This is a genomic window from Streptomyces sp. NPDC017520, assembly GCF_044329855.1.
Taxonomy (GTDB): Bacteria; Actinomycetota; Actinomycetes; order Streptomycetales; family Streptomycetaceae; genus Streptomyces.
This window is the reverse complement of record NZ_JBIRKB010000007.1, coordinates 399,558-421,631: the sequence shown is the minus strand read 5'-3', so window position 1 is coordinate 421,631 and position 22,074 is coordinate 399,558. Positions and strand designations below refer to the sequence as shown.

Genomic DNA, 22,074 nt, shown 5'->3' with positions numbered 1-22,074 from the left:
TCTCAGGGAGGCCGCCCGCCTCCCCCCGGCGGCACGCAACCGGCTTGCATCCTCCGCTTAGGGTCGAGGGATGGAGACCCCTACTGCTCGATGGCGGCGCCTGCTGCCCCGTACACCTGGCCGGTGGGCCGCGGTCGGCGCCGCGCTCGCCGTGCTCGTGGGCGGCGGCACCTGGACCGCCGTCGCCGACGACGGCACGCCCGCCGTGCAGCGCGAGGACCGGACGCTGCGCATGGACGGGGTGCCGATCGACACCTCGTACTTCCACGCCGGAGGCTCCGGCAAGCGGCCCGCCGTGCTCATCGGACACGGCTTCGGCGGCAGCAAGAACGACGTACGGGCCCAGGCGGAGAAACTGGCCGCCGACGGGTACGCCGTCCTGACCTGGTCGGCGCGCGGCTTCGGCAAGTCCGGCGGGGAGATCTCCCTCAACGACCCGGACCACGAGGTCAGGGACGTCTCGCGGCTCATCGACTGGCTCGCGGAGCGGCCCGAGGTGGAGCTCGACGAGAAGGGCGACCCCCGGGTCGGCCTCACCGGCGCCTCCTACGGCGGGGCCGTCTCCCTGCTCGCCGCAGGGTACGACGAGCGGGTCGACGCCATCGCGCCCGTGATCACCTACTGGAACCTCGCCGACGCCCTCTTCCCCGACGGGGTCTTCAAGAAGCTCTGGGCCGGGATCTTCATCACCACCGGCGGCGGCTGCGAGAAGTTCGAGAAGCGGCTCTGCGAGATGTACGAGCGGGTCGCCGTCAGCGGCAAGCCCGACGCCGAGGCGATCGACCTCCTCACCGAGCGGTCGCCGTCCGCCGTCGCCGACCGCATCAAGGTCCCCTCGCTCCTCCTCCAGGGGCAGTCCGACTCCCTCTTCCCACTCGGCCAGGCCGACGCCATGCAGAAGGCCATCAGCGCCAACGGCGCACCCGTCTCCGTCGACTGGATCTCGGGCGGCCACGACGGCGGCGACAGCGAGACCGGACGCGTCGAAGGGCGCGTCGGCTCCTGGTTCGACCGCTATCTCAAGGAGGACACCGGCGCCGACACCGGGCCCGCCTTCCGTGTCACCCGCACCGGAGGCGTCGACTCCACCGACGGCGCCGCCCTCCTGCGCGGCGCGAGCGGCGACACCTACCCGGGGCTGCGCGGCGGCGGCCGGGACATCGCGCTGGGCGGCGGGACGAAGACCTTCCGCAACCCCGCGGGGTCCTCGCCGCCCGCCATCTCCGCCGTGCCCGGCGTCGGCGGCGGACTCGCCCAGCTCTCCTCCCTCGGCGTCGGGTTCTCGCTCGACTTCCCCGGACAGTCCGCCCGCTTCGAGTCCGCACCGCTGGACACCTCCGTACGCGTCACCGGCACACCCACCGTGAAGGTGAACGTGAAGGCCGACGGCGGCCGGGACGCGGTGCTCTTCGGCAAGGTGTACGACGTGTCGCCGGACGGCAGGCAGCAGGTGCTGCCCCACCAGCTCGTCGCCCCCTACCGGATCACCCCCGACCAGCAGGGCAAGCCGGTCGAGCTGGCGCTGCCCGCCGTGGACCACGAGTTCGACGCCGGACACCGGCTGCGGCTGGTGTTCTCCGCGACCGACCTCGGCTACGCGTCCCCGGCCGAGCCCGCCACGTACACCGTCACCGCCGACGGACCGCTGACCGTCCCCACCGCGCCCGCCGTGAAGACCGCGGCGGCCACCCTCCCGTGGTGGACCTGGGGCCTCCCGGCCGCCGCCCTCGTCATCGCGGCGGCTCTGCTGCTCACCGCCCGCCGCCGGACCGCGACGCCCGCGCCGGACCCCGCGCTCACCGACGTACCGCTCCAGATCACCGGTCTCTCGAAGAAGTACGCGAAGGCGGTCGACCGGTACGCCGTGCGCGAGCTGTCCTTCCGCGTCGAGAAGGGCCAGGTCCTCGGGCTGCTGGGGCCCAACGGCGCGGGCAAGACGACCACCCTGCGCATGCTCATGGGGCTCATCCGCCCCGACGAGGGCGAGATCCGTGTCTTCGGGCAGGCCATCCGGCCGGGCGCGCCGGTGCTGTCCCGGGTCGGGGCGTTCGTGGAGGGGGCCGGGTTCCTGCCCCACCTCTCCGGGCGCGCCAACCTCGACCTCTACTGGCAGGCCACCGGCCGGCCCGCCGAGGACGCGCACATCGAGGAGGCCCTGGAGATCGCCGGCCTCGGCGACGCGCTCGCCCGTGCCGTACGGACGTACTCCCAGGGCATGCGGCAGCGGCTCGCCATCGCCCAGGCCATGCTCGGCATGCCGGACCTCCTCATCCTCGACGAGCCGACCAACGGGCTCGACCCGCCGCAGATCCGCGAGATGCGGGACGTGATGATCCGGTACGCGGCCGGCGGCCGGACCGTCATCGTCTCCAGCCACCTCCTCTCCGAGGTCGAGCAGTCCTGCACGCACCTGGTCGTCATGGACCGGGGCCGGCTCGTCCAGGCCGGACCCGTCGCCGAGATCACCGGTTCCGGCGACATGATCCTGGTGACCACGGCGGACGAGGTGTCCGAGCCGCTGGCGGAGAAGGTGGCCGCCCTGCCCGGCATCGGCTCCGCCGTCCGCACCGACGACGGGCGCGGACTCCTCGTCCGGCTCGACGGGGCCACCACCTCCCGGCTCGTCACCGACCTCGTCCGGCTCGACGTCCCGGTCACCGGCGTCGGACCGCACCGCCGCCTGGAGGACGCCTTCCTCACCCTCATCTCAGGAGGAGCAGCATGAGCGCCCCCGTCCAGCCCCCCGAGGCCCGGGTGGAGACCGAACACCCGGAGGCCCCCGGCTACCGCGCCCGGCGCACCCTTCCCCTCCGCGTCGAGGCCATGCGGCAGTTGCGCAGACGACGCACCCTGCTGATGGGCGGAATCCTCGCCGCGCTCCCCTTCATCCTGATCATCGCCTTCGCGATCGGCGGCACGCCGGACGGCGAGGACGGCGGAGGAGGAGGCGGCGGGGGCGGCGGCCGGATCAACCTGATGGACGTGGCGACCGAGTCCGCCGCGAACTTCGCCGCCACCTCGCTGTTCGTCTCGGCCGGCTTCCTGCTGGTGGTGCCGGTGGCCCTGTTCTGCGGGGACACCGTCGCCTCCGAGGCGAGCTGGTCCTCGCTGCGCTATCTGCTCGCCGCGCCCGTACCGCGCGTCCGGCTGCTCTGGTCCAAGCTCGTCGTCGCCCTCGGCTTCAGCCTGGCCGCGATGGTGCTGCTGCCGCTCGTCGCCCTGGTGGCGGGCACGGCGGCCTACGGATGGGGGCCGCTGAAGCTGCCCACCGGGGGAGCGCTGTCCGCCGGGGACACGGTGCCCCGCCTCGCGATCGTCGTGGCGTTCATCTTCGTCTCACAACTGGTCACCGCGGGCCTGGCGTTCTGGCTGTCCACGAAGACGGACGCCCCGCTCGGCGCGGTCGGCGGCGCGGTGGGCCTCACCATCGTCGGCAATGTGCTCGACGCGGTCACCGCGCTCGGCTCCTGGCGCGACTTCCTGCCCGCGCACTGGCAGTTCGCGTGGGCCGACGCCCTCCAGCCGCAGTTGGAGTGGGGCGGCATGATCAAGGGCACGGCCGTATCAGTGACCTATGCCCTGATCCTGTTCGCGCTGGCCTTCCGCGGGTTCAGTCGTAAGGACATCGTGTCCTGAATCTGATGTTCCGCCGGTTTCCCACCCGTTGACCGCCGCTGTTGCCGCATCGAGATGGTTCCGCAACGCTTTCGTCGACTCCGGTCGGCGACCTCGTACGTCACATTCACAGATGTCGAGGACATCGTGACGACGTGACGACGTGGGGGGTTGCACATGCAGCAGACAGGCCGGCGACATGAGAAGCGGGCGGGGGACCGGGCGGAAAGCCGGTCCGGAGTCCGGTCCGCAGGCCGGTCCGGAGTTCGGTCCGGAGTGAGGGCCGGGGGCCGGGCGGGGGCCATGGCGCTCCTGCTGGCGGGCGCCATGGTCCTCACCGCGTGCGGCAGCGGTGACAGCGCCTCGGGCAGCAAGCGCGAACTGAGTTCGGACACGCGCGACGGGCAGGGATCGACCGGCGGCGGACAGCCCGCGCCGGACGGGGCGGCGCCCGAGAAGGGCCGCTCGGCCGCACCGGCGGGCGAGTCCGGAGATGTGGCCAGGCTGGATGTCCCGGCACCCGACTACCTTTCCACCTTCGCCCTGGACGTGGACACCGCCAGTTACGGGTACGCGCGCCGTACCCTCGGCGACGGCAGACTGCCTTCTCCCGAGGAGGTGCGCCCCGAGGAGTTCGTCAACAGCTTCCGCCAGGGGTACGAACGGCCGAAGGGCCCCGGCTTCTCGGTGAACGTCGACGGGGCGCGCATCGGCTCCGGGAAGGGCGGGGGCGGGGGCGGTGGAACCGGAGCCTCCGACTGGTCGCTGCTCCGTGTCGGCCTGGCCACCGAGGCCGCCCCGTCGACCGCTGAACGGCCGCCCGCGGCCCTCACGTTCGTCGTCGACATCTCGGGGTCCATGGCCGAGACCGGCCGCCTGGACCTGGTCAGGAAGTCGCTGACCATCCTCACCGACGAACTGCGCGACGACGACTCCATCTCCCTGGTCACCTTCAGCGACGAGGCCGAGACCCGGCTGCCGATGACCCGCCTGAAGGACAACCGGAACCGGATCAAGGACGTGGTGGAGGAGATGCGGCCGACGCAGTCCACCAACGTCGAGGCGGGCATCACCCTCGGCTACGAGGAGTCGGTCAAGGGCCATCGCAAGGGGGCCACCAACCGGGTGGTGCTCCTCTCCGACGCGCTGGCCAACACCGGCGACACCGACGCCGACGGCATCCTGGAGAAGATCGACTCCACCCGCCGGGAGTACGGCATCACCCTCTTCGGCGTCGGCGTCGGCAGTGACTACGGCGACGCGTTCATGGAGCGGCTCACCAACAAGGGCGACGGAAACACCACGTACGTCAGTGACGAGGCGCAGGCTCGCAAGGTCTTCGTCGGCCAGCTTCCCGCCCACCTGGAGATCAGGGCCCGCGACGCGAAGGCCCAGGTGGCGTTCGACCGGAAGACCGTGAAGCAGTTCCGGCTGATCGGCTACGAGAACCGCAAGGTCGCCGACGAGGACTTCCGCGACGACAGCGCCGACGGCGGCGAGGTGGGCCCCGGCCACACGGTGACCGCTCTGTACGCCGTACGGCTGCGCGAGGGCGCGTCCGGCACCGTGGCCAAGGCCACCGTGCGCTGGCTCGACCCCAAGACCCGCGAGGCCCAGGAGGAGACCCGGACCGCGACGACCGGGGCGATCGACGGCTCCCTCTGGAGCGGCGGCGACCGGCTCCAAGTGGCGGCGGTGGTGGCCTACTTCGCCGACCACCTGCGGGGCGGCGACCTGCCCGGCGCACCCGGGCTCGGTGAACTGGCCTCGCGGGCCGCCGGGCTGGCGGAGACGACCGAGGACAGCTCCGTCACGAAGCTGGCCAAGGCCATCGGCCAGGCGGACCGGATCGAGCGGGGCTCCGGAACGGACGAGCCGGAACCGGGCGAGGGCGAGGGCGAGATCGGCTGAGGCGGAGCGGCCGGAGGCCGAGGGGCCGGGCGGGTCGAGGAGGACGGCCGGGCCGAGCGGGACGTGTGTCCTGGGCGGCCGGCTTGGCCCACTCGGCTGGCTTGGCCCGCCCCGCCCGGCCCGCCCGGCCGGCCCCGCCCGGCCCGGCCCGGCCCGCCCGGCCCGGCCCGCCCGCCCCGCCCGCCCGGCCCGCTCGGCTCGGCCCGCCCGGCCCGCTCGGCTCGGCCCGCCCGCTCGGCTTGGCCCGCCCGGCCCGGCCCGCCCCGCCCGGCCCGCCGCCGCGTTCTTCACCGGCCTCGGCGAGCACGGCGAGGCGGCGGGGCCCGCCATCCTGGGGGCGCTGATCTGCGTGGTCGCCGGTCATCTGGTGACCGTGGTCGGGAACATCCCGCTCAACAACGCCCTCGCCGCCTCCGAGGGCGGCGACGACCGTGCGGCCCGCGCGGCCTTCGAATCCCGCTGGAACACCCTCCACCAGGTGCGCACCGCGTTCGCGCTGGTGGCGTGCGTCCTGCTGGCCGTCGCGCTGTAGGGCTAGGCGCTGAAGGGCGAGGCGCCCCTCCGTACGTGGGCCCCCGCCTCCGCCCGCCGCGGGTGGCGCGGGCCGAGCAGCACCACGAGAGCGGCCGCGCCGGGCACGGGCGCGTCGACCCGCTGCCAGCCGGCCCGCTCGTACAGGCGCAGCGCCGCCTCGGCCCGCACGGAGGTCAGCAGCCAGCAACGGCCGTCCGGGGCGGACCCCGTCACCGCATGCAGCAGCGCAGCGCCGAGCCCCGCACCGTGCGCCTCCGGCGCCACGGCCAGCTCGTTCACCTCCAGCGCACCGCAGAGCCACGCCCGCGTCCGCCCGGGCCCGAGCGCCTCGGCGACCTGTCCGTAGCTGCGGTCGGCAGGAAAGACCTCCGGGGTGATCCAGGCCGTGGCGAAACCCGCTACCGCCCCCCCCGGCCACCGCCACCGCCGCCGTGAAACCGGGCCGGAGCGCGTCCCGTGCGAGCCGCTCCGCATAGCCGTCGGCCTGCGCCGGATCCTCGTTCCAGGGCGGGGCCGCGAACGCCCGCGCGTACACCTCGCGGATCCCGTCGGCGTACCGGTTCAGCTCCCCGGCCGTCACCGTTCGCACCTCGGCCGCCATCGCACCGTCCCTCGGATCTCGTCGGCGATCCATCGGCGGATCGCCGGAGCGCCCACCGGCGCAGTGAGAGAACCCTAGTGAACCGCCGTGATCATCCGCATAGTCCGGCTCCTTCACCGCCTTCACCGCCTTCACCGCCTTCACCGCCTTCAGCTTCTTCACCTCCGGCGGCGAGGAGGAGGAGCCGGACGTGCCGCCGTCACACGTTGGGCACCTTGAGCCGGTCCCAACTGCTCTTGCCGGGAATGCCGTCCGCGTCGCCGCCCGTGTAGCCCAGCTTGCGCTGCCAGGCGGCGTACGACTTCCGGTCGGCCTCGGACCAGGCCGGGCCGGGACCCACCGTGTACCGGCCGCAGCCCTCGGACACCAGACGCTTGCCCATCGCCGTGACGACCGCGCTGTTGCGGCCGACCTTGAAGAACGCGGCGCCGGGGAACGGCTCGTACGTCGGCTTCGGCGGCGGATCGGAGGGTCCGTCCGGGGAACCGCCCAGCCGCTTGGCGATCCGCGAGCGCATCGAGTTCATGGTGAACCCGCGCGGATCGACCTTGCCCGGCTGCCACTCCAGGTGCCCGATCACCGACCGCTGCGACCAGCCGTGCGCCCGGCAGACGGCGGCGGCGGCCCGCTCGATCGCCAGCAGCTGGGCCGCCGGCCAGGGATCCTTGCCGTCACCGAGGTTGACGCATTCGAAGCCGTAGAAATGCCGGTTGCCGTCGGTGTTGGCCTCGTTGTCCGGCGGCAGTGCCTTCTCCGCGACGACGGCGCGCAGGACGTCGTCGTCGCCGAGCCCGGCGTGGTTGGCCCGGCCGTTCCCCACGAGGTGGACGGACCCGTCCTTGGCGATGACCCCGTGGCAGAGCGGGCCGGGCAGGGCGGAGTGGCCGTTGTAGCAGAGTTCGACCGAGGAGGCGGTGCCCGAGGTGACGGTGTGATGGATCATCACGCCGTGCGTCGGGCCCCAGGGCCCCTTGTGGTTCCGGTTGTTGGTACGCCAGCTCCGGTGTTCGACGACGTGGAGACCTTCGTCGCGGAGGGCTTTGAGCAGCCTGGCTGCAGACAGCGGCGTCGCCATCGCGGCGCTCCTTTCCCTGATGGGTGCGTAGTTCACGCGGGCGCTTCGGTGTGGGGTCGGCGGGACCGGCGGGCGGCCGACGGCGCGGAGCCGCGTACACCTGCCGGGTGAGGGGACGGTCGGGAGCGCCCAGCGGCGGGGATTCCGCCTTCGGGCCCACCTGATCGATTTGCCCGTTCCCAGGCCCTGCCGAACGTCCCGCCGGACGGAAGGTTGCGCCGTGCCCGAACTCCCTTCCGGGTGTGTCCGAACTCCTGCCCGATGTGCACGGTGCCGGTACGCTCGCCACCGGCCCCGCCCCGGTGTACTCCCGCCGTCGTATGCGGCCCGGCCTCCCGCCTCCTACCGTGAGGGGGTGATGACCTTCGACCGCCTGGCCGCCCGTGCGCGGGCTCTGCCGCCGATCGTCGCGGATCTGCTGGTGGTGGCGGTGGTGGGGGTGCTGACCACCGCCGACGCGGCCGTCAACGAGCCCGGCTACCGGCAGGCCGACGCGCTGACCTGGGCCTTCCTCGTGGTCTCGCTGGCGGCGCTCGCCTGCCGCCGCCGTTGGCCCGTTCCGGTGGTCTGTGTGACCGGGGCGGCCTGTGGCGGGTGGGCGCTGCACGGGCACATCGGCGAACTGCTGAACCTCCCGGTGATCGTGGCGCTCTACACGGTGGCGGTGCTGGGCGACCGCCGGCGCACCCTGTGGACCGGGGTGATCGCCGCGACGGTCTCGGGCGCGGTGGCGCTGAAGGTCGGCAGGGACGTGGTCAACCCGCAGGGGCTGCCCGTCCTGGAGATGGTCTGGCCGCTCGTCCCGCTCCTTCTGGGTGAGGTGGTGCGCACCCGGCGGGAACTGCTGGCGGAGTACGCGGCGCGCGCCGCGCGGGCCGAGGAGGACCGCGAGCGGGAGGCCGCCCGCCGGGTCCGCCAGGAGCGGGCACGGGTCGCCCGGGAGATCCACGACATCCTCGCGCACACGGTGAGCGCGATGACCGTGCAGGCCGGGGTCGCCCTCGACGCACTGGACGCCGCGCCGGAGGTGTCGCGGCAGGCGATGACCCAGGTGCGCGCCTCCGGCAAGGAAGCCGTACGGGAACTGCGCGCCACGCTGTCCGTCCTGCGCGCGACGGAGTCCACGGCGCCGGCGCCCCGCCTCGACCAGCTGGACGAACTGGTCGCGGGGGTCGAGGCGGGCGGGATGCGGGTCAGCCTGCGGCGGCAGACGGGGGGCGCCGCCCTGCCCGCGGTCGTCGAGGCCACGGCGTACCGGATCGTGCAGGAGGCGCTGACCAACGTGGTGAAGCACTCCGCGGCGCTGCACGCCGCGGTGTCGGTGACCCGCGACGCCACCCGGCTGACCGTCGAGGTCGTGGACGACGGCCCCCCGGTGCCGCCGCCGGCCGGCCCGCCCGCCGGCCCGCCCGCCGACCGGGGCTTCGGCCTGATCGGCATGCGGGAGCGAGCGGTCGCGGTGGGCGGCGACGTCAGTTACGGTCCGGTGCCGGGCGGCGGTTTCCGCGTCCGTGCCGAACTGCCGACGGAGGGAGCGGCCTCGTGAACGTGGCGCTGTACGGAACAGGGGAGGGCCCCGTGAACGTGGCGCTGTACGGAACAGGGCAGGGCCTCGTGAACGTGGCGCCGTACGGAACCCGGGGAGCGGCCCCGTGAGCGAGCAGGTGGAGAGCGCGGCGGGGCCGCCGGGGATCGTCCGCGTGGTCCTCGCCGACGACCAGACCGTCGTACGGGCCGGGTTCCGCGCCCTGCTCGACCTCACCGACGACCTGGTCGTGGTCGCGGAGGCCTCCGACGGGGCCCGGGCCGTCGAGGCGGTCCGGACGACCCGCCCGGACGTCGTGCTGATGGACGTCCGGATGCCCGGCGTCGACGGCCTGGAGGCCACCCGCCGGATCGCCGAGGACCGCTCCCTCGACCGGGTCCGTGTCGTCATGCTCACCACGTACCAGGTCGACGCGTACGTCTTCGAAGCCCTCCGGCACGGCGCGGCGGGCTTTCTGCTGAAGGACATCGAGCCGGACGACCTGCGCGCCGCGATCCGCACGGTCGCGGCGGGCCGGAGTCTGCTCGCCCCCGCCGTGACCCGTCGGGTGATCGAGGAGTTCGCCCGGCTGAAGACCCCCGAGGCGGCGGGCGCCGAACGGCTCGCCGTGCTCACCGGCCGGGAGCGCGAGGTGATGGCGCTCGTCGCCGCCGGACTGTCCAACGAGGAGATCGGCAAGGCGCTGATCATGAGCCCGCTGACCGCGAAGACCCATGTCAGCCGGACCATGACGAAGCTCGGCGCCCGCGACCGGGCCCAGCTCGTGGTCCTCGCCTACGAGACGGGCCTGGTCAGGGCGGGAGAACGCTAGGGCCTGCCGTACCCCCGGGGGGAGCAGGCAACGACCCCCGCCGGAGGATTCACCATCGGCCCCCCGCTCGTAGCGTCGGCCGCATGATCCAGGCAACGGAACTCACCGGCGACGCCGAACGCTGGGTCGCCGGACTCTCCCCGACGGCCGCCCTGGAGAAGGTCACCCAGACCTCGTACGCCACCGCCGACACCGTGGGCAGCCTGGGTCCCTGGCCTTCCCTGCTTCTGGTCGCCGCCTGCACGGAGGCGCTCACGCTCCGGGCGCTGGTGCTGCTCCGTCGGCGGGACGCATGAGGGGAGGATGCCGCTCCCCGGCATCGCCCGCTGTGTGCACGAGGCCCAACTCCGCGAGCCGGGGAAGGGCCTCCGGCGCGAGCCGGGGCAGGAGCGGCAAGGCGTACCGCCAGTGCTCGCCCGCCAGCACCTCCCGCAGGATGCGTCGGGCCTCGCACTCGTCGCGGGTGCCCTCGGGGCCGAGGGCGTCGGCGAGCGCCAGGAAGCGCAGTACGGAAGTGTTTTGCGACGCCCAGCCGTCCGCGGCCGGGACGATCACCGGGACGCCGGACAGGTAGGTCGCCACAGCGACCAGGGCAGCCGCCCGCCCCTGAGGCGTCCCGGCCCGCCCGGCGGTGTCCCGCGCCCCCTGGACATCGCCCCGGACGGAATGCAGAACGGCCCACTCGGCGAGGGGCGGCACGCCTTCGGGTAACGGGGTGGAGCCCACATACCGCTCCCAGCGGTCGAGCCTGTCCCCGAGGGGCACCACCCCGGAGCAGCACTCGCCGACATCGAGCAGCGCCTGGAACAACACCGCGCGCATGTCCCACCCCTGGATGCTCTCGGCCGGCCCGGCGCACAACCCCTGGAGCGCCGCGCACAGGTCGCCGCCGGGCCGCCGGGGGTCGGGAAGGGTGAGCAGCAGCCCCATGATCCGGGGCAGATGCCGCTCCCCACCCGATACGCGGCCCGCCCGGTTCACCCCCACGAGCTGCCGCCCGACGATCCGCGCGGCGGCCTCGGGGTCGTACGGGGCGAGCCCCACGGCCACGGCGGCCTCCGTTCGCTCGACCTGCTCGCGCTCCTTCCACGAAGGCCCACCCCCGTCGACCCGGCTCAGCGCGGACTCGGACGCACCGGCATGAGCGCACGCCTGGGCGACGAGAGCGCGTACGGCCGGGTCGGTCAGCGACACGGCCGACCCGGCGGCCTCTCGCGCGTACCGCAGGGCTTCCGCCGGACGTCCGCCTGCCGCACAACCCAAGGCCACGACGGCCAGGCCCCCCGCCCGCCCGGCCGTCTCCGGCGAACCGCCCGTGAGCCGCACGGCTTCCCGCGCATGCCCGGCGACGGCGAGGGCCTGGGCGAGAGGAAGCCGCCAGCCGGCAGCCGTAACGGCCGACGCGTGCCCCTCCCACCGGGCGAAGGCTTCTGCGAGGAGGTGGCGTCCACGGACGGGGTTACTGATCAGCTCCTCCCTGACGCCCAGGAAATTGGTGCCGCTCGTCGCCTCCGCCCGGCTGTTCGACGATGAGTCCGTGCTTCGCCCCTTCACCGAGCGGGCCTGCTCCCGGACGTCGTCGCCGAGAACGTCCCGGCGCAGCTCGTCCGGAACGGCGGCCAGGAGCTTTGCCGCGCTGTAGTCCACGTCGTGCAGAGCCTGGACGACACGCACCAGCGTGGTGGACAGTTCGAGGTCCAGATGGGCGCGGTCGGCCGGGGACAGTGCCTCGGGATCGGTGAAAGCCGAGGTCAGTGCCTTCACGGCCGCGCGAACCATCGTGCGGGCCTGGGCCCGCCGGTCCCGCGCCAGGGCGCTCGCGCCGAGGGCGAGCAGATCGGCGTGGGTCAGGTCCGACGCGGGATCCAGCTCGGCGCAGAGATTCTTCACGGTGTCCCGCAACGCGACAGTGCCCGGAGCATGTCGCGCGATCAGTTGCCCCCAGATCTCCAAGGCCTCGGCCTCCTCGTCAAACCCACCCTCGGCGAGCACCGACGCGTACCGGGCGATCCCGGTGAGCCAGCCCTCCTGCTCCGGGGCGAGCGCCTGCGCGGCCTTGATCCGGGATGCCCAGCCCACGGACGCGCAGGGGATGACGGCACGCAGCACGGCGCGCCCCGCTTCTTCCGCGCCGCACTCGATGAGGGTGTGGCCCGCCTCGGCCAGCTCCTCCATGTCGTCGCTCTGCTCGGCGATCGACGGTGCGGCGTCAGTGGCGCGCTCCGCCCATCGAACTGCTTCGCCCGCGAGTTCCGTGAGTTCCGCGAGCTCCGCGGCCTTCAGAGCGGCGGTTCCGGAGATTGTCCCGGCAATTGCGGACACCACCTTGACCAGGCGTACCGCTCTGGCCGCGTCCGCCGAAGCCGAGAGGGCCAGCTGCCGGGCCCGCGTCACGTCTCCGGCGAGCGCGAACAGGCTCGGAAGCTCCGGTGGTACGGGAGGCCGGGCGCGGCCGGACAGCACGGCCCGGGAGAGGGCCACGCGCGCGGCCACCTCCGGTGTGCGGTCCTCCCCGCCCGGCAGGAGGTCGAGCTGCGCCAGCGCTTCGTCGAGCCGGCCCGCCTCCACGAGCCGCCGCTGACGTCGCGGATCGAGAACGTACCGTTCGAGCCGTGGCCCTTCGCAGAGGAGGGCGGGGTAGTACGAGAGCAGGTAGCGAGGCAGGGGCCCGGGCCGGTCGCCCGTGTGCCAGGAGTCGGCCCAGGCGTGCAGTCGGCGAACGCACGCGGAGCGCAGATCCGGCCCGCTCTTCTGCCAGGCCGTGTGCAGCAGTTCCTCGTCGGCGAGGACAAAGCTGCCCTCGCCGAGATCGGCCGGCACGAGGCACCGGCCCCAGAAGGCCGTCATCAGCCGTGCGATCGCGGCTGGTTCACCGCCCGTCAGCTCGGCGAGGTCCTCGGCGCGCAGCCCCTCCCCGGCAATGGCGAGGAACCCGACGACGGCCCGTCCCGAAGCGGAACCACAAAGGCGATCCAGCCCGTCCCGGAGGCTCGGCCCGTCATCTCCTGTGCGAGGGGAGGGGCGACGCAGCTGTACGGACTCGGCTCGCCGCAGCGGGTGTTCGGCCGATACGTCACCGGGAGGTTCCGCGGCGGGACGGCTCGACACGATGAGCCGGATCGCACGCTTGCCGTGCCGCTTCTGCCCGGCCCCCTCGACCGCGCGCGCCTTCGGGCAGGGGAGCAAGGACGCGATGCTGGTTCCGGGACGCTCGCCGTCCGGCACCCCACCCCGCCAGGCGGCGTCCTGGTCCAGCCCGTCCACGACGACCACGAGCCGTCGGCCGTTCCTGGCCGAGAGTTCGGCCGCTTCACGGAAGAGGGATTGAAGCTTGCCGGGCGGTACCTCTTCCGGGCCGGCGGGGATCCTTCTTCTCCCCAGGAAGCGGGCCAGCTGCCGGACCATCACCCCCGTGAAGTGACCGGCCCGGTCCCAGCCGTCGGTCTCGGAGACGAAGTAGCCCACGACGTCGGTCTTCGGCGACGCCCAGAGATGCTGTGCCACCCGGCCCAGCAGCGCCGACTTCCCTGCCAGCGGATCCCCTTGCAGCCAGAGGCAGGGAGGCGCGTCGTCCTTCGTCGCGACGAATCGGTCCACGCGTCTGAGCTCGGCCTCGCGGCCGTCGAGGGGCGTCTCCAGAAACCGCGGAGCGCCGATGGAGCCCATGAAGCGCCTTCGTTCGACGCGCTCCGGGGAAGCACCACGAGCGTCGTGGGCCTCCCGCTGTGCCGCCCCGAGGGCCTGGCGCCACCGGGCATCGAACTCGGCCGGCTCCCCGGCCTCTCGCCGGAGGAAGACCACGAGGCGCTCCACGGCGTCGGTGTTGGCCCGGCGAGGGGCGGCCCGGCCGGCGGACCACAGCCGAATGGAGTTCTCGTGGACGTCCGCGATCCTCGCACACGCCGAGACGCTCACGTTCCCCGATGGAGCGGCACGGTCCCTCAAGCGGCCCAGCATGCGGCCGAACCGCTTTCGTGCCTCCCAGTCAGCATGCGTCCCGCTCTCCACAGCGGTACCTCCAGAACGAGCCTCAAGAGATTTCTTCAAGTCTCTGACCTGCGAAAAAAGGGGGGTTCGGTGCTGTACCCCCGTTACTGGAGGGCGGGTCGGCCGGTCAAGGTGGCATCAGCCCGGCAGGTGGACAGCCGGGCGCGAACCGGAAGGAATCCCCGTGCCCGTTCTCCCTGCGCTCTTCGATGCCGCGACCTTGGCCGCCGCGGGTGCCACGACCTACACCGCCGTGCTCGCCGTGGTCGCCCTCACCTCGGTCCTGGCCCCCAAGCCCGACCGCCGCCGCGATGCGCGGGCCACCCTGACGATTCTGCTGAAGCGACGGCCGCCGAGGTGAGGGAGGCGAATCCATGAATCTCCCGCACCCCAACACGCTTACTATTAGCGGCCGATGGGTAGCCCTGTGTGATCGTAGCCGTGTGTGATCGTACGTGAAAGCGGTAGCGCGACTTGTCCTTGGCCCTGCCTCCGATCGGGAACCGCCCTTCCTGGGATCCCCGGTATCAGCCCTGTGTGCCGGTGATCTCCCTTCAAGGTGAAGCCGCCGAGTTGTCCTTGGTCGAGGTGCTGCGGCGGGCACAGGAGTTGAGCGGGCTCTACTGCGCCACTCCGGGCGAGGGGGTGGCCCTCCTCGAATACCTGCTCGCGTTGTGCTTCGCCTCCCGGACCTTTCCGTCGTCCGATGAGGAGTGGGCCGCCTGGGTCGCCCAGGAGCACCGCCTCGACGAGGTGGAGAAGTGGCTCGTCCGGGAATCCGCCGACGATTGGGACCTGTTCCATCCGGAACGGCCCCTGGGACAGAACAGCCAGTTGCGCCAGCAGTTCGATGAAGATGCGACAGGGCCGGCCCAGCTCATCCTTGAACGCGTGGGCGACTATGTTCAATTGTTCGATCACCATCACCTCGAACACTCCGAACCGCTGCCGGTCGCCGCTGCGTTCAGAGCCCTGCTGACCCAGCACCACTACGGGCTCTCCGGCCGGGCCCGGATCTCGGGCAGGACGCTGGGCCCGAAGCTGACCAACCTCGCCGCGGGCCGGCTCCAGGGCCGGATCCGGGTCGTGGTCCAGGGCCGCACCCTCGCGGACACGCTGCGCCTGAACCTCTATCCCCCCGCGGACGGAGAGGCGGGCGACTTCAACCATTCGTGGACCACCGGCAAGTACCCGCGCCGGACGTTCAGGACGAAGCCGCCGGCCCGCCCCACGTCCGGCCCCGCCGACCTGCACAGCAGCCTGGGCCGCTCCGTGCTCCTGGAGCCGGCCCAGGCGTCGCGGGGCGAACCCGTCCACGTCGACAGGGTGTTGATCGGGGCCGGTGAGCTTCTCGCTCTCGACCCCGAGCGCGATCTCGACGATGCCGTCCCCGGGAGAATGCTGAACGGTCACCGCAAGCCTCTCTGGCCATCGCCCACCCGCGCTCTCTGGCGTGAGGCCCACGCGCTCTACACCGCTGCGACCAGAGAGACGACGGGCCTGTTCGGGCGGCTGAGGCGTATCGAGTTTCCGTACGAAGGGGGCGGCCCGCCGAGCGTCCTCTGGGCTGTCGGGCTCGTCGCCGACAAGACGGTCGCCGCCACCTGGACGGAGGGCCACTTTCCGTATGCCCCGAGCCAAGGAGAGGCGCTGTGCGAGGCGTCCCGGCACGGCTCGGAGGTCGCCGAGTACGTGGCACGGGCCCTGGAGCGCGCCGCGTACGCCGCCTGGAAGGTGGCCTACCCGAATCCGAAACCATCCGACCACAAGGCCCAGAGGGCCCGGTTCGATGCCCGGCGGGAGTTCTGGCCGGCGGCGAGGGAGCCGTTTCTGCGTCTGCTCGATCAGACGGCCCGGGGCGGGGATGTGCCGCTTGCCCTGCGTGACTACGCCGGGGAGCTCCGCGCCCATGCGGAGGAGTTTCTCAGGAATCGGCTCGACACGCTGGAGCCGAACGAGAGGGGCATGCTCGCCCGTGCCCGCGCCGAACAGCGTTTCCAGGCTGACATGGCTGATGGGACAGCTCCCGCCGAACTCCGGGAGGAGAGACAGAGATGATGGAACGTTCCCAGTCCGTCGCGGACGGGCGCGCTGCTGATCAGCTCACCGCCTGGCTCATGAGCCTCGTACGCAACCGCGAGTACGGGAATCTGGCCGAGCTTCGCCGCACCAAGCCGACCGACTCCCATATCCGTGCTGGGTGGTTCGCCCCCGAAGGGCAGCGCGAGGTCTACGAGAAAGTCGCATTCCTCTTCGGCGTCTACCATCAGGGCGCTTCCGTTCCCCTGCGTGGGAAGGGAAGCCTCGGCGAGGCCGCCCGAAGGATCGGTGACGGGGCGGGGCGTGGGCCCGACAACCCCGGCGCGCAGCGATTGCTGTCCCGCGTCGTGGCGAGCCGTCGCCTCCCGTGGCGGCATCTTCAGCACACGATCACCCGCCTGCGGTCCTGCGAACAGCCGCCGCCCTCCTGGGGGCAGCTCACCGTTGACCTGGCCCGGTGGCACGACCGCAGGGCGCGTATCCCCTACCTGTGGACCGTGGACTTCCACGAGCCGCCCACGCGGAGCCGCGGCACGAAGGGCGGCCCAAGCGCGGCCGCGGCAGGCGACGGAACGAACGATCAGTCGACGCGGAAGGACGCGAGTACGTGACCGAGGCTCCCCGAAACCAGTTCCTCTCCCTGCACGTGCTGGAGACGCTGGTAGCCGTGCTCCCCGTACGGGACGAGAACGGATCCCCGAAAAGCTTGGTCTATGGCGGCGTGGAGCGTCACATGATCACCAGCCAGGCGCGCCGCCGGGCCGAGCGTGTGCACGCCCGGGACCGGGCCAACGCCGGTATCGGCGCCCTGGCGGGCCGCAGCACCGGGCTCCGCACGCGCGAATGGGCGCTCATCGCCGCGAGGTCCCTGGAGAAGGACCACGGGTGGGACAGGGACGAAGCCGTCGCCACCGCCCGCGCGGTCATCGAGGCCGTCGGCCTGAAGTTCGGCGACCCTGCCAAGAAGACCGTGGCCAACCTGACCAAGGTGCTGCTCTTCGCCCCGTCCGACGCCGGGTCGAGGATCGCCGCCCACATCCAGGAGCACGCCCACGACCTGCTGGTCTGGCGGGACGGGTACCTCCAGGCACAGGACGAGAGCAGGAAGAAGACCACCAGAAAGGGCGGCCGGGCGACCGGCCGGGCTCCCGAAGCGGGTGCGGAGGAGGGCACGGGCGCCTCCGCAAAGGCCACCGTGCCGCCTCTCCCCAAGCGGCACCGCGAGGCCGTGCTCTTCGCCATCGCACCGCGCGACGCCATCGACATCGCGCTCTACGGCCGCTTCCTCGCGGAGATCGCGGACTCGCCGAACGTGGACGGGGCTGTGCAGAGCAGCCACGCCTTCACCGTCCAGGAAGCCGAGCAGGTCGACGACTTCTACGCGGCGGCGGACGACGCCAAGCTGCACCGCAAGCGCAACGCCCTGGACTTCCTCGACTCTGCGGACGACGCCGGGGCCGGGATGACCGGCTACCAGTCGCTCATCTCCGGCACCTTCTACCGCCATGCCGTGCTCGACCGGGCCCAGCTGACCACCAATCTCCGCGCGGCCGGGATGACCGAGGCCGAGGCGGCGGAGACGGCACTCGACGCGGAGAAGGAGTTCGTCAACGCCTTCGTGGAGGCGTTCCCCCAGGCGAAAAAGAACTCCACGGCCTCCACCGGCTCGCTGCCCGCCCTCGTCCTGGCCTTCGAGGGCACGCGCCCCTACAACTACGCCGCTGCCTTCCAGCGCCCCGTCGACGAGAGCCCGACGGGCGCGGGAGGCGAAGGACCGGCCGGGCCCGCCGCGGTACGCAGGCTCCTCACCCACCACGCCTTCGTCAGCGAACGCCGTCCCGACCTGACGGCTGCCCGAGTGCTGACCTACGACCCGCAGATCGACGCCGTGGTCAAGGAGTTCGAGACGGCGGGCAGGGAAGGCGTGGCATCCGTCACGGCGATCGGGGAGCTGGCGCCGTGAACCACGTGCTGCTCGTCCGGCTTGCCGCTCCGCTCCAGTCCTGGGGCGTCGCCAGCCGCTTCTGGCAGCGCGACACGCACAGCCGGCCCACCAAGTCAGGGGTGATCGGGATGTGCGCCGCCGCGCTCGGCCTGCCGCGCGAGCCCCCGCCGGACGCACCCGAGCAGGATCCGCTGGCCGAACTGGCTCCTCTGCTCTTCGGCGTACGGGCCGACCACCCCGGCAAACCGGTGCGGGATTACCACACCGTCGGCGCCGGCCGGTATCCGCTGCGCCCCCGCGAGCTGGTCACCGACCACCGGCGTGCCGCGGCGGCCGCCGCTTCGGTGGACGCGGTGACCGGGGACACCTTCGGCCGTCATGAGGTGGCGGACTGGTACGGAGCGCCGAAGAGGATCGCCGCGGATCCGTTGTCCGGGGCACTGGTCTCCGCCGAGGTGCGCAGGAAAGCCATGGTCACCGAGCGCTGGTATCTCTCCGACGCCGCCTTCCTGGTGGGCCTGCAACACCCCGAGAAGAAGGTGCTGGAGCGGATCGCCCATGCTCTGGAGCACCCGCAGCGACTCCTGTGGCTCGGGCGCAAGTCCTGTCCACCGTCGGGGCAGTTGGCCCTCACCATCATGGCCTGCACGCTCGCCGACGCCTTCGCGTCCGTGGCGTTGTTGCCTTCGCCCTCCGACGCCCCTCGATCGGCCCGGGAGAACCGGCCGTGGGCCTGGATCGAGAGCAGGCACCCGGTGCCCGGCGGCAGTCCGGTCATGGACCAGCCGGTGAGCTTCCAGGCCATGGGGCCGAAGCATGCCGCGCGCTGGGAGACCGGGGCCCGCGTCACCATCGATCCGCACGCCAGGGATTGGGACATCATCCTGTGAAGCAGCCTCGTGCCACGACCGCCCGGTTCGTCGCCACCCAGACCCTCCTCACCCTGGATGCCCGGCACCCCTATGCCGCCAAGGCGCTGATCGACGCCCAGGACATGCACCGCAACGTCATGAGCGGTTTCCCGGGCTGGGTCGACGACGGCAGCCGTGACGCCCGCGCGCAGATGGGCATCCTGTCGACCTGGACGCTGAATCTCCGTGAGGCGCGGATCTCCCTCGTCGTGCAGTCGCAGGTGCCCGGGGACTGGGGCCGCGTCCCGAGAACGGCGCTCGCCGGGGAGCCGGAGACGCTTACCCTCGACCGGACCTTCTCCGTGGGCGACACGGTGGACTTCCGCACGGTCGTCAACCCCGTGTACAGCCGTCCGCCCGCACCGGGCTCCCCGGAGAAGACCCGTGGCCAACGGGTGGCCCACACCCGCCCCGACCACGTGAAGGCCTGGTTCGTCCGGCGACTCCAGCCGGCCGGCGAACCACCCGTCGCCCCCGACGGCCTGACGCGCCTGGGCGTCGACACTCCGGCCGAACAGCTGGCCGTCCGCATGCTGCCCCTCATCTCCAGCCCCGCCCCGCACAAGGGGCTCCGCCTCGTCCGGGCGGAGATCAGGGGCAAGCTGACGGTGACGGACCCGACGGCGTTCGTGGGGGCCCTGACGAGGGGACTGGGACACGGGCGCGCCTACAGCTGCGGGCTGCTGCTGGTGCGGTGAGCGGTGGCGGTGAGCCCGTGGTCGTACCCCTTCTCCGACCGCGCGGAAGCGCCGGACCGGACCGCGGCGGGCTTTCCGCTGCCCGCGATGGTTAGAGCAAACGGCATCGCGGGCAGCGGAAAGCCCTCCGCGAGCGATCTCACGGAGGGCTAGAAGCAGGCTCTGACCTGCGTAAACGTGTGCCCCTGGCAGGACTCGAACCTGCGGCCAAGCGCTTAGAAGGCACTTGTTCCAACGTTATCTCTACCGCCCTGACCTGGCATTTTATAGTTCAGTGAGGCGTCGTCAGCTGTTTTGGGGGACGCATGGGGGACGATCTTGCTCGCCGACTGCTGGTGGGATCATGGAGGGAGAGCCCGTAGCGATTCGGGGGCCGTTTCCTTGACGAGGGCGGACGGGCGAGACCTGATCGAGGTGCGGACCATGGACGCCTGGACCGATCCGCTCATCGTCCAGGACGTGCTGCTGGTATTGGGAACGCTGCTGGACGGGAGACGGGCGGCCGCTTCGTCCGTGAAGCGGCACCGACGGGTCCTGCATCTGCTGATGAGGTATGCGATCGTCCGCGGCATTCTGCCGTCCGACCCTGTTCCCGAGTCGCGGAACCTCACACAGCGGTCTGCCGGTGAGATCGACCGGCGCCGTCTGCTGAACGAGCGGCAGGCGGCGCAGCTGCTCGACTGGATTCGCGGTCGGCCGCGCAGCGGGCAAAGACTGCAAGCGTTCTTCGCCACGTTGTACTTCACGGGGCTACGTCCGGAAGAAGCGGTCGCGCTGCGTGTCTCGGACCTTGTCCTGCTTACCTCGTAGGAAGGGCAGTGGGCCGACATCGTGGTCCACACCGCCGAGCCCGAGATCGGGTGCACGTAGACCGACAGTAGAACCCGGCACGATCGGCGACGTCTGAAAGCCAGAGCAGAGGGTGAGACGCGCATAGTGCCATGCCCTCCGAGCCTGTCCACCCTCTTGCGGGCGCGTATCCAGGAGGCGAGCCTGCTCCCCGACGATCGACTCCTTCCTGGGGAACATCCCACCTGCCCAGGTGGCCGAATGGGCCGGCACCAGCGTCGCCATGCTGTTCGCCACGTACGCGCAGTGCATCTGTGGTCAAGAGCAAGATCTGCGGCAGCGATTCGACGAGATGCCGGACGCCTCGGCCACCCTGATCGCGTGATCGCCGGTGAGGGTCACCGCTCCCGCCTGTAGGGATCCGTGTACGGCTCCATGGACTGGCGGACCTCGTCCCGGACCGGGGCCATGAGAGGGCCTGGGGCGTAGTAGCGGGCGCGGGCCTTGCCATGGGGGACTAGCCAGCCGCGGGCCACGAGTTCCCGGATGTCGCGGATAGCTTGCTGGTCGCTGAGGTCGGCGTCCTGCTGGTAGACGGTGCGGCGCACCTTCGCGTCCGAGAAGGCTGGCAGCAGGGCATAGACCACCCGCTCGTCCAAACCGGCGGCCTCGACGCCTTCGACCAGACGGGTCCAGGCTCGCGACATGACGTCGAAGCGGCGCTGGGCCTGCTGGGCCTGGCGATGGTGGGCGGTCAGACAGAACCGGATCCAGGGCCGGGTGTCCCGCTCCGGACTCCAGCGCGGGCCGCCCACATCCTCCAGGATTTGGTAGTAGGCGTACGTGTTCTGTCCCCGACCGAGCCACTCTTCGATGGAGGAGAACTCGGGCGGCATCAGAGCCTCACGGGAGAACACGAGAGTGGACAGGGCACGGGACATGCGTCCGTTGCCGTCCTTCCACGGATGGATCTTGACGAGGTTGAGGTGCGCCATGGAGGCGCGGACGTGGACGGGTGCGTCGAGATCGCCCTCGTTGAGCCAGTCGATGAACTCCGCCATCAGAGCCGGAACGTCCGCCTGGTCCGGTGCGGTGTAGGCGGGGACCAGGGGGTCGTCGGGGCTGGTGACGTAGACGGGCCCGTCGCGCCAGCGGCCGGGGCGCTTGTCGAGGTGGTGGCCCTGGAGCATGAAGTGCAGGCCGTTGAGCAGGCCGGCGTCGTACCGGAAGTCGTCTCCGGCGTCGGCGAGGGCCTGGATATAGGTCATACCGCGCTGGTAGCCCCCCAGCTCGGCGCGCGTCTTCTCCCCGGTCTCCAGTGGCTCCTCCCCGGACATGAGGGCTTCCACGTCATCGACCGTCGCGGCGTAGCCCTCAATGGTGTTCGATCCGGCGATTGCGCGGGCGGTGAGGTTACGGCGCAGCTGGTGGGTCCAGCGCGGGGTGGCACGGAGCATGTGGCGCAGGGCGCGACGCATGGCTTCAATCTCATCGAGGGCGCGCAGATCGTCTCTGCTCAAGGTGGGAGTCGCGTACAGCATGATTCGATGACACAATGATTGTGTCACGAAGTCAAGTAGGTGATGGGGTGGACTCGCTAGCTGTGAGGTG

19 protein-coding genes and 1 pseudogene are annotated in these 22,074 nt (G+C 71.9%); 15 read left to right on the top strand and 5 right to left on the bottom strand.

Features of this window, described 5'->3' with window-relative positions:
* The first annotated feature begins 70 nt into the window (after positions 1 to 70).
* From ACH4KB_RS19875 to ACH4KB_RS19860, 4 genes are all read left to right on the top strand, one after another.
* On the top strand, positions 71 to 2,725 hold the full coding sequence (locus tag ACH4KB_RS19875; RefSeq protein ID WP_398067184.1) for an alpha/beta fold hydrolase: 2,655 nt from the start codon (positions 71 to 73) through the stop codon (positions 2,723 to 2,725).
* The gene (locus ACH4KB_RS19870; protein WP_398067183.1) at positions 2,722 to 3,636 is read left to right on the top strand and encodes an ABC transporter permease; all 915 of its coding nucleotides are present in this window, start codon (positions 2,722 to 2,724) and stop codon (positions 3,634 to 3,636) included. Before ACH4KB_RS19875 ends, ACH4KB_RS19870 begins: the two co-directional genes overlap by 4 nt.
* A gap of 282 nt (positions 3,637 to 3,918) precedes the next feature.
* Entirely contained in the window at positions 3,919 to 5,526 is a 1,608-nt protein-coding gene (locus tag ACH4KB_RS19865; protein WP_398067182.1) for a von Willebrand factor type A domain-containing protein, read from the top strand.
* Positions 5,527 to 5,596: 70 nt separating this feature from the next.
* Positions 5,597 to 6,058 carry an anthrone oxygenase family protein gene (locus tag ACH4KB_RS19860; protein ID WP_398067226.1) on the top strand — a complete coding sequence of 154 codons (462 nt, stop codon included), beginning with the start codon at positions 5,597 to 5,599 and terminating at the stop codon, positions 6,056 to 6,058.
* 2 nt (positions 6,059 to 6,060) lie between these two features.
* Here the strand turns inward: ACH4KB_RS19860 and ACH4KB_RS19855 are convergent.
* Positions 6,061 to 6,661, bottom strand: a pseudogene (locus ACH4KB_RS19855) (GNAT family N-acetyltransferase).
* A 199-nt stretch (positions 6,662 to 6,860) separates the two neighbouring features.
* Positions 6,861 to 7,736 (bottom strand): peptidoglycan-binding protein, encoded by an 876-nt coding sequence (locus tag ACH4KB_RS19850; RefSeq protein ID WP_398067181.1) that lies wholly within the window; start codon positions 7,734 to 7,736, stop codon positions 6,861 to 6,863.
* Between the two features lie 358 nt (positions 7,737 to 8,094).
* On the opposite strand from ACH4KB_RS19850, the gene ACH4KB_RS19845 reads away from it, so the two are divergent.
* The 3 genes from ACH4KB_RS19845 (at position 8,095) to ACH4KB_RS19835 (ending at position 10,389) form a co-directional block, all read left to right on the top strand.
* On the top strand, positions 8,095 to 9,282 hold the full coding sequence (locus tag ACH4KB_RS19845) for a sensor histidine kinase (protein ID WP_398067180.1): 1,188 nt from the start codon (positions 8,095 to 8,097) through the stop codon (positions 9,280 to 9,282).
* Positions 9,283 to 9,388: 106 nt separating this feature from the next.
* Positions 9,389 to 10,093 (top strand): response regulator, encoded by a 705-nt coding sequence (locus ACH4KB_RS19840; protein ID WP_398067179.1) that lies wholly within the window; start codon positions 9,389 to 9,391, stop codon positions 10,091 to 10,093.
* Positions 10,094 to 10,176: 83 nt separating this feature from the next.
* Entirely contained in the window at positions 10,177 to 10,389 is a 213-nt protein-coding gene (locus ACH4KB_RS19835; protein WP_398067178.1) for a hypothetical protein, read from the top strand.
* On the opposite strand, the gene ACH4KB_RS19830 is transcribed toward ACH4KB_RS19835, so the two are convergent.
* Positions 10,346 to 14,008 carry an ATP-binding protein gene (locus ACH4KB_RS19830; RefSeq protein ID WP_398067177.1) on the bottom strand — a complete coding sequence of 1,221 codons (3,663 nt, stop codon included), beginning with the start codon at positions 14,006 to 14,008 and terminating at the stop codon, positions 10,346 to 10,348. The two genes, ACH4KB_RS19835 and ACH4KB_RS19830, sit on opposite strands and share 44 nt — an antisense overlap.
* 256 nt (positions 14,009 to 14,264) lie before the next feature.
* Between ACH4KB_RS19830 and ACH4KB_RS19825 the strand changes: the two genes are divergently transcribed.
* The 6 genes from ACH4KB_RS19825 (at position 14,265) to ACH4KB_RS19800 (ending at position 19,674) form a co-directional block, all read left to right on the top strand.
* On the top strand, positions 14,265 to 14,441 hold the full coding sequence (locus ACH4KB_RS19825; RefSeq protein ID WP_398067176.1) for a hypothetical protein: 177 nt from the start codon (positions 14,265 to 14,267) through the stop codon (positions 14,439 to 14,441).
* Between the two features lie 182 nt (positions 14,442 to 14,623).
* Positions 14,624 to 16,138 carry a type I-E CRISPR-associated protein Cse1/CasA gene (gene casA, locus ACH4KB_RS19820; RefSeq protein ID WP_398067175.1) on the top strand — a complete coding sequence of 505 codons (1,515 nt, stop codon included), beginning with the start codon at positions 14,624 to 14,626 and terminating at the stop codon, positions 16,136 to 16,138.
* A complete protein-coding gene (gene casB, locus ACH4KB_RS19815; protein WP_398067174.1) occupies positions 16,135 to 16,731 on the top strand; it encodes a type I-E CRISPR-associated protein Cse2/CasB in 597 nt (198 codons plus the stop codon). The genes casA and casB overlap by 4 nt, the downstream gene beginning before the upstream one ends.
* Positions 16,728 to 18,083 carry a type I-E CRISPR-associated protein Cas7/Cse4/CasC gene (locus ACH4KB_RS19810; protein WP_398067173.1) on the top strand — a complete coding sequence of 452 codons (1,356 nt, stop codon included), beginning with the start codon at positions 16,728 to 16,730 and terminating at the stop codon, positions 18,081 to 18,083. The genes casB and ACH4KB_RS19810 overlap by 4 nt, the downstream gene beginning before the upstream one ends.
* Positions 18,080 to 18,955, top strand: coding sequence for a type I-E CRISPR-associated protein Cas5/CasD (cas5e, locus tag ACH4KB_RS19805; protein WP_398067172.1), 876 nt, complete (start codon positions 18,080 to 18,082; stop codon positions 18,953 to 18,955). Before ACH4KB_RS19810 ends, cas5e begins: the two co-directional genes overlap by 4 nt.
* The gene (locus ACH4KB_RS19800) at positions 18,952 to 19,674 is read left to right on the top strand and encodes a type I-E CRISPR-associated protein Cas6/Cse3/CasE (protein ID WP_398067171.1); all 723 of its coding nucleotides are present in this window, start codon (positions 18,952 to 18,954) and stop codon (positions 19,672 to 19,674) included. The genes cas5e and ACH4KB_RS19800 overlap by 4 nt, the downstream gene beginning before the upstream one ends.
* On the opposite strand, the gene ACH4KB_RS19795 is transcribed toward ACH4KB_RS19800, so the two are convergent.
* On the bottom strand, positions 19,644 to 19,781 hold the full coding sequence (locus ACH4KB_RS19795; RefSeq protein ID WP_398067170.1) for a hypothetical protein: 138 nt from the start codon (positions 19,779 to 19,781) through the stop codon (positions 19,644 to 19,646). The genes ACH4KB_RS19800 and ACH4KB_RS19795 overlap by 31 nt on opposite strands.
* A 316-nt stretch (positions 19,782 to 20,097) precedes the next feature.
* On the opposite strand from ACH4KB_RS19795, the gene ACH4KB_RS19790 reads away from it, so the two are divergent.
* Both ACH4KB_RS19790 and ACH4KB_RS19785 read left to right on the top strand, forming a co-directional pair.
* On the top strand, positions 20,098 to 20,484 hold the full coding sequence (locus ACH4KB_RS19790) for a hypothetical protein (RefSeq protein ID WP_398067169.1): 387 nt from the start codon (positions 20,098 to 20,100) through the stop codon (positions 20,482 to 20,484).
* 232 nt (positions 20,485 to 20,716) lie between these two features.
* The gene (locus ACH4KB_RS19785) at positions 20,717 to 20,848 is read left to right on the top strand and encodes an integrase (protein ID WP_398067168.1); all 132 of its coding nucleotides are present in this window, start codon (positions 20,717 to 20,719) and stop codon (positions 20,846 to 20,848) included.
* A 13-nt stretch (positions 20,849 to 20,861) separates the two neighbouring features.
* Here the strand turns inward: ACH4KB_RS19785 and ACH4KB_RS19780 are convergent, their stop codons facing one another.
* Entirely contained in the window at positions 20,862 to 22,004 is a 1,143-nt protein-coding gene (locus ACH4KB_RS19780; protein ID WP_398067167.1) for a Fic family protein, read from the bottom strand.
* Between the last annotated feature and the right edge of the window lie 70 nt (positions 22,005 to 22,074).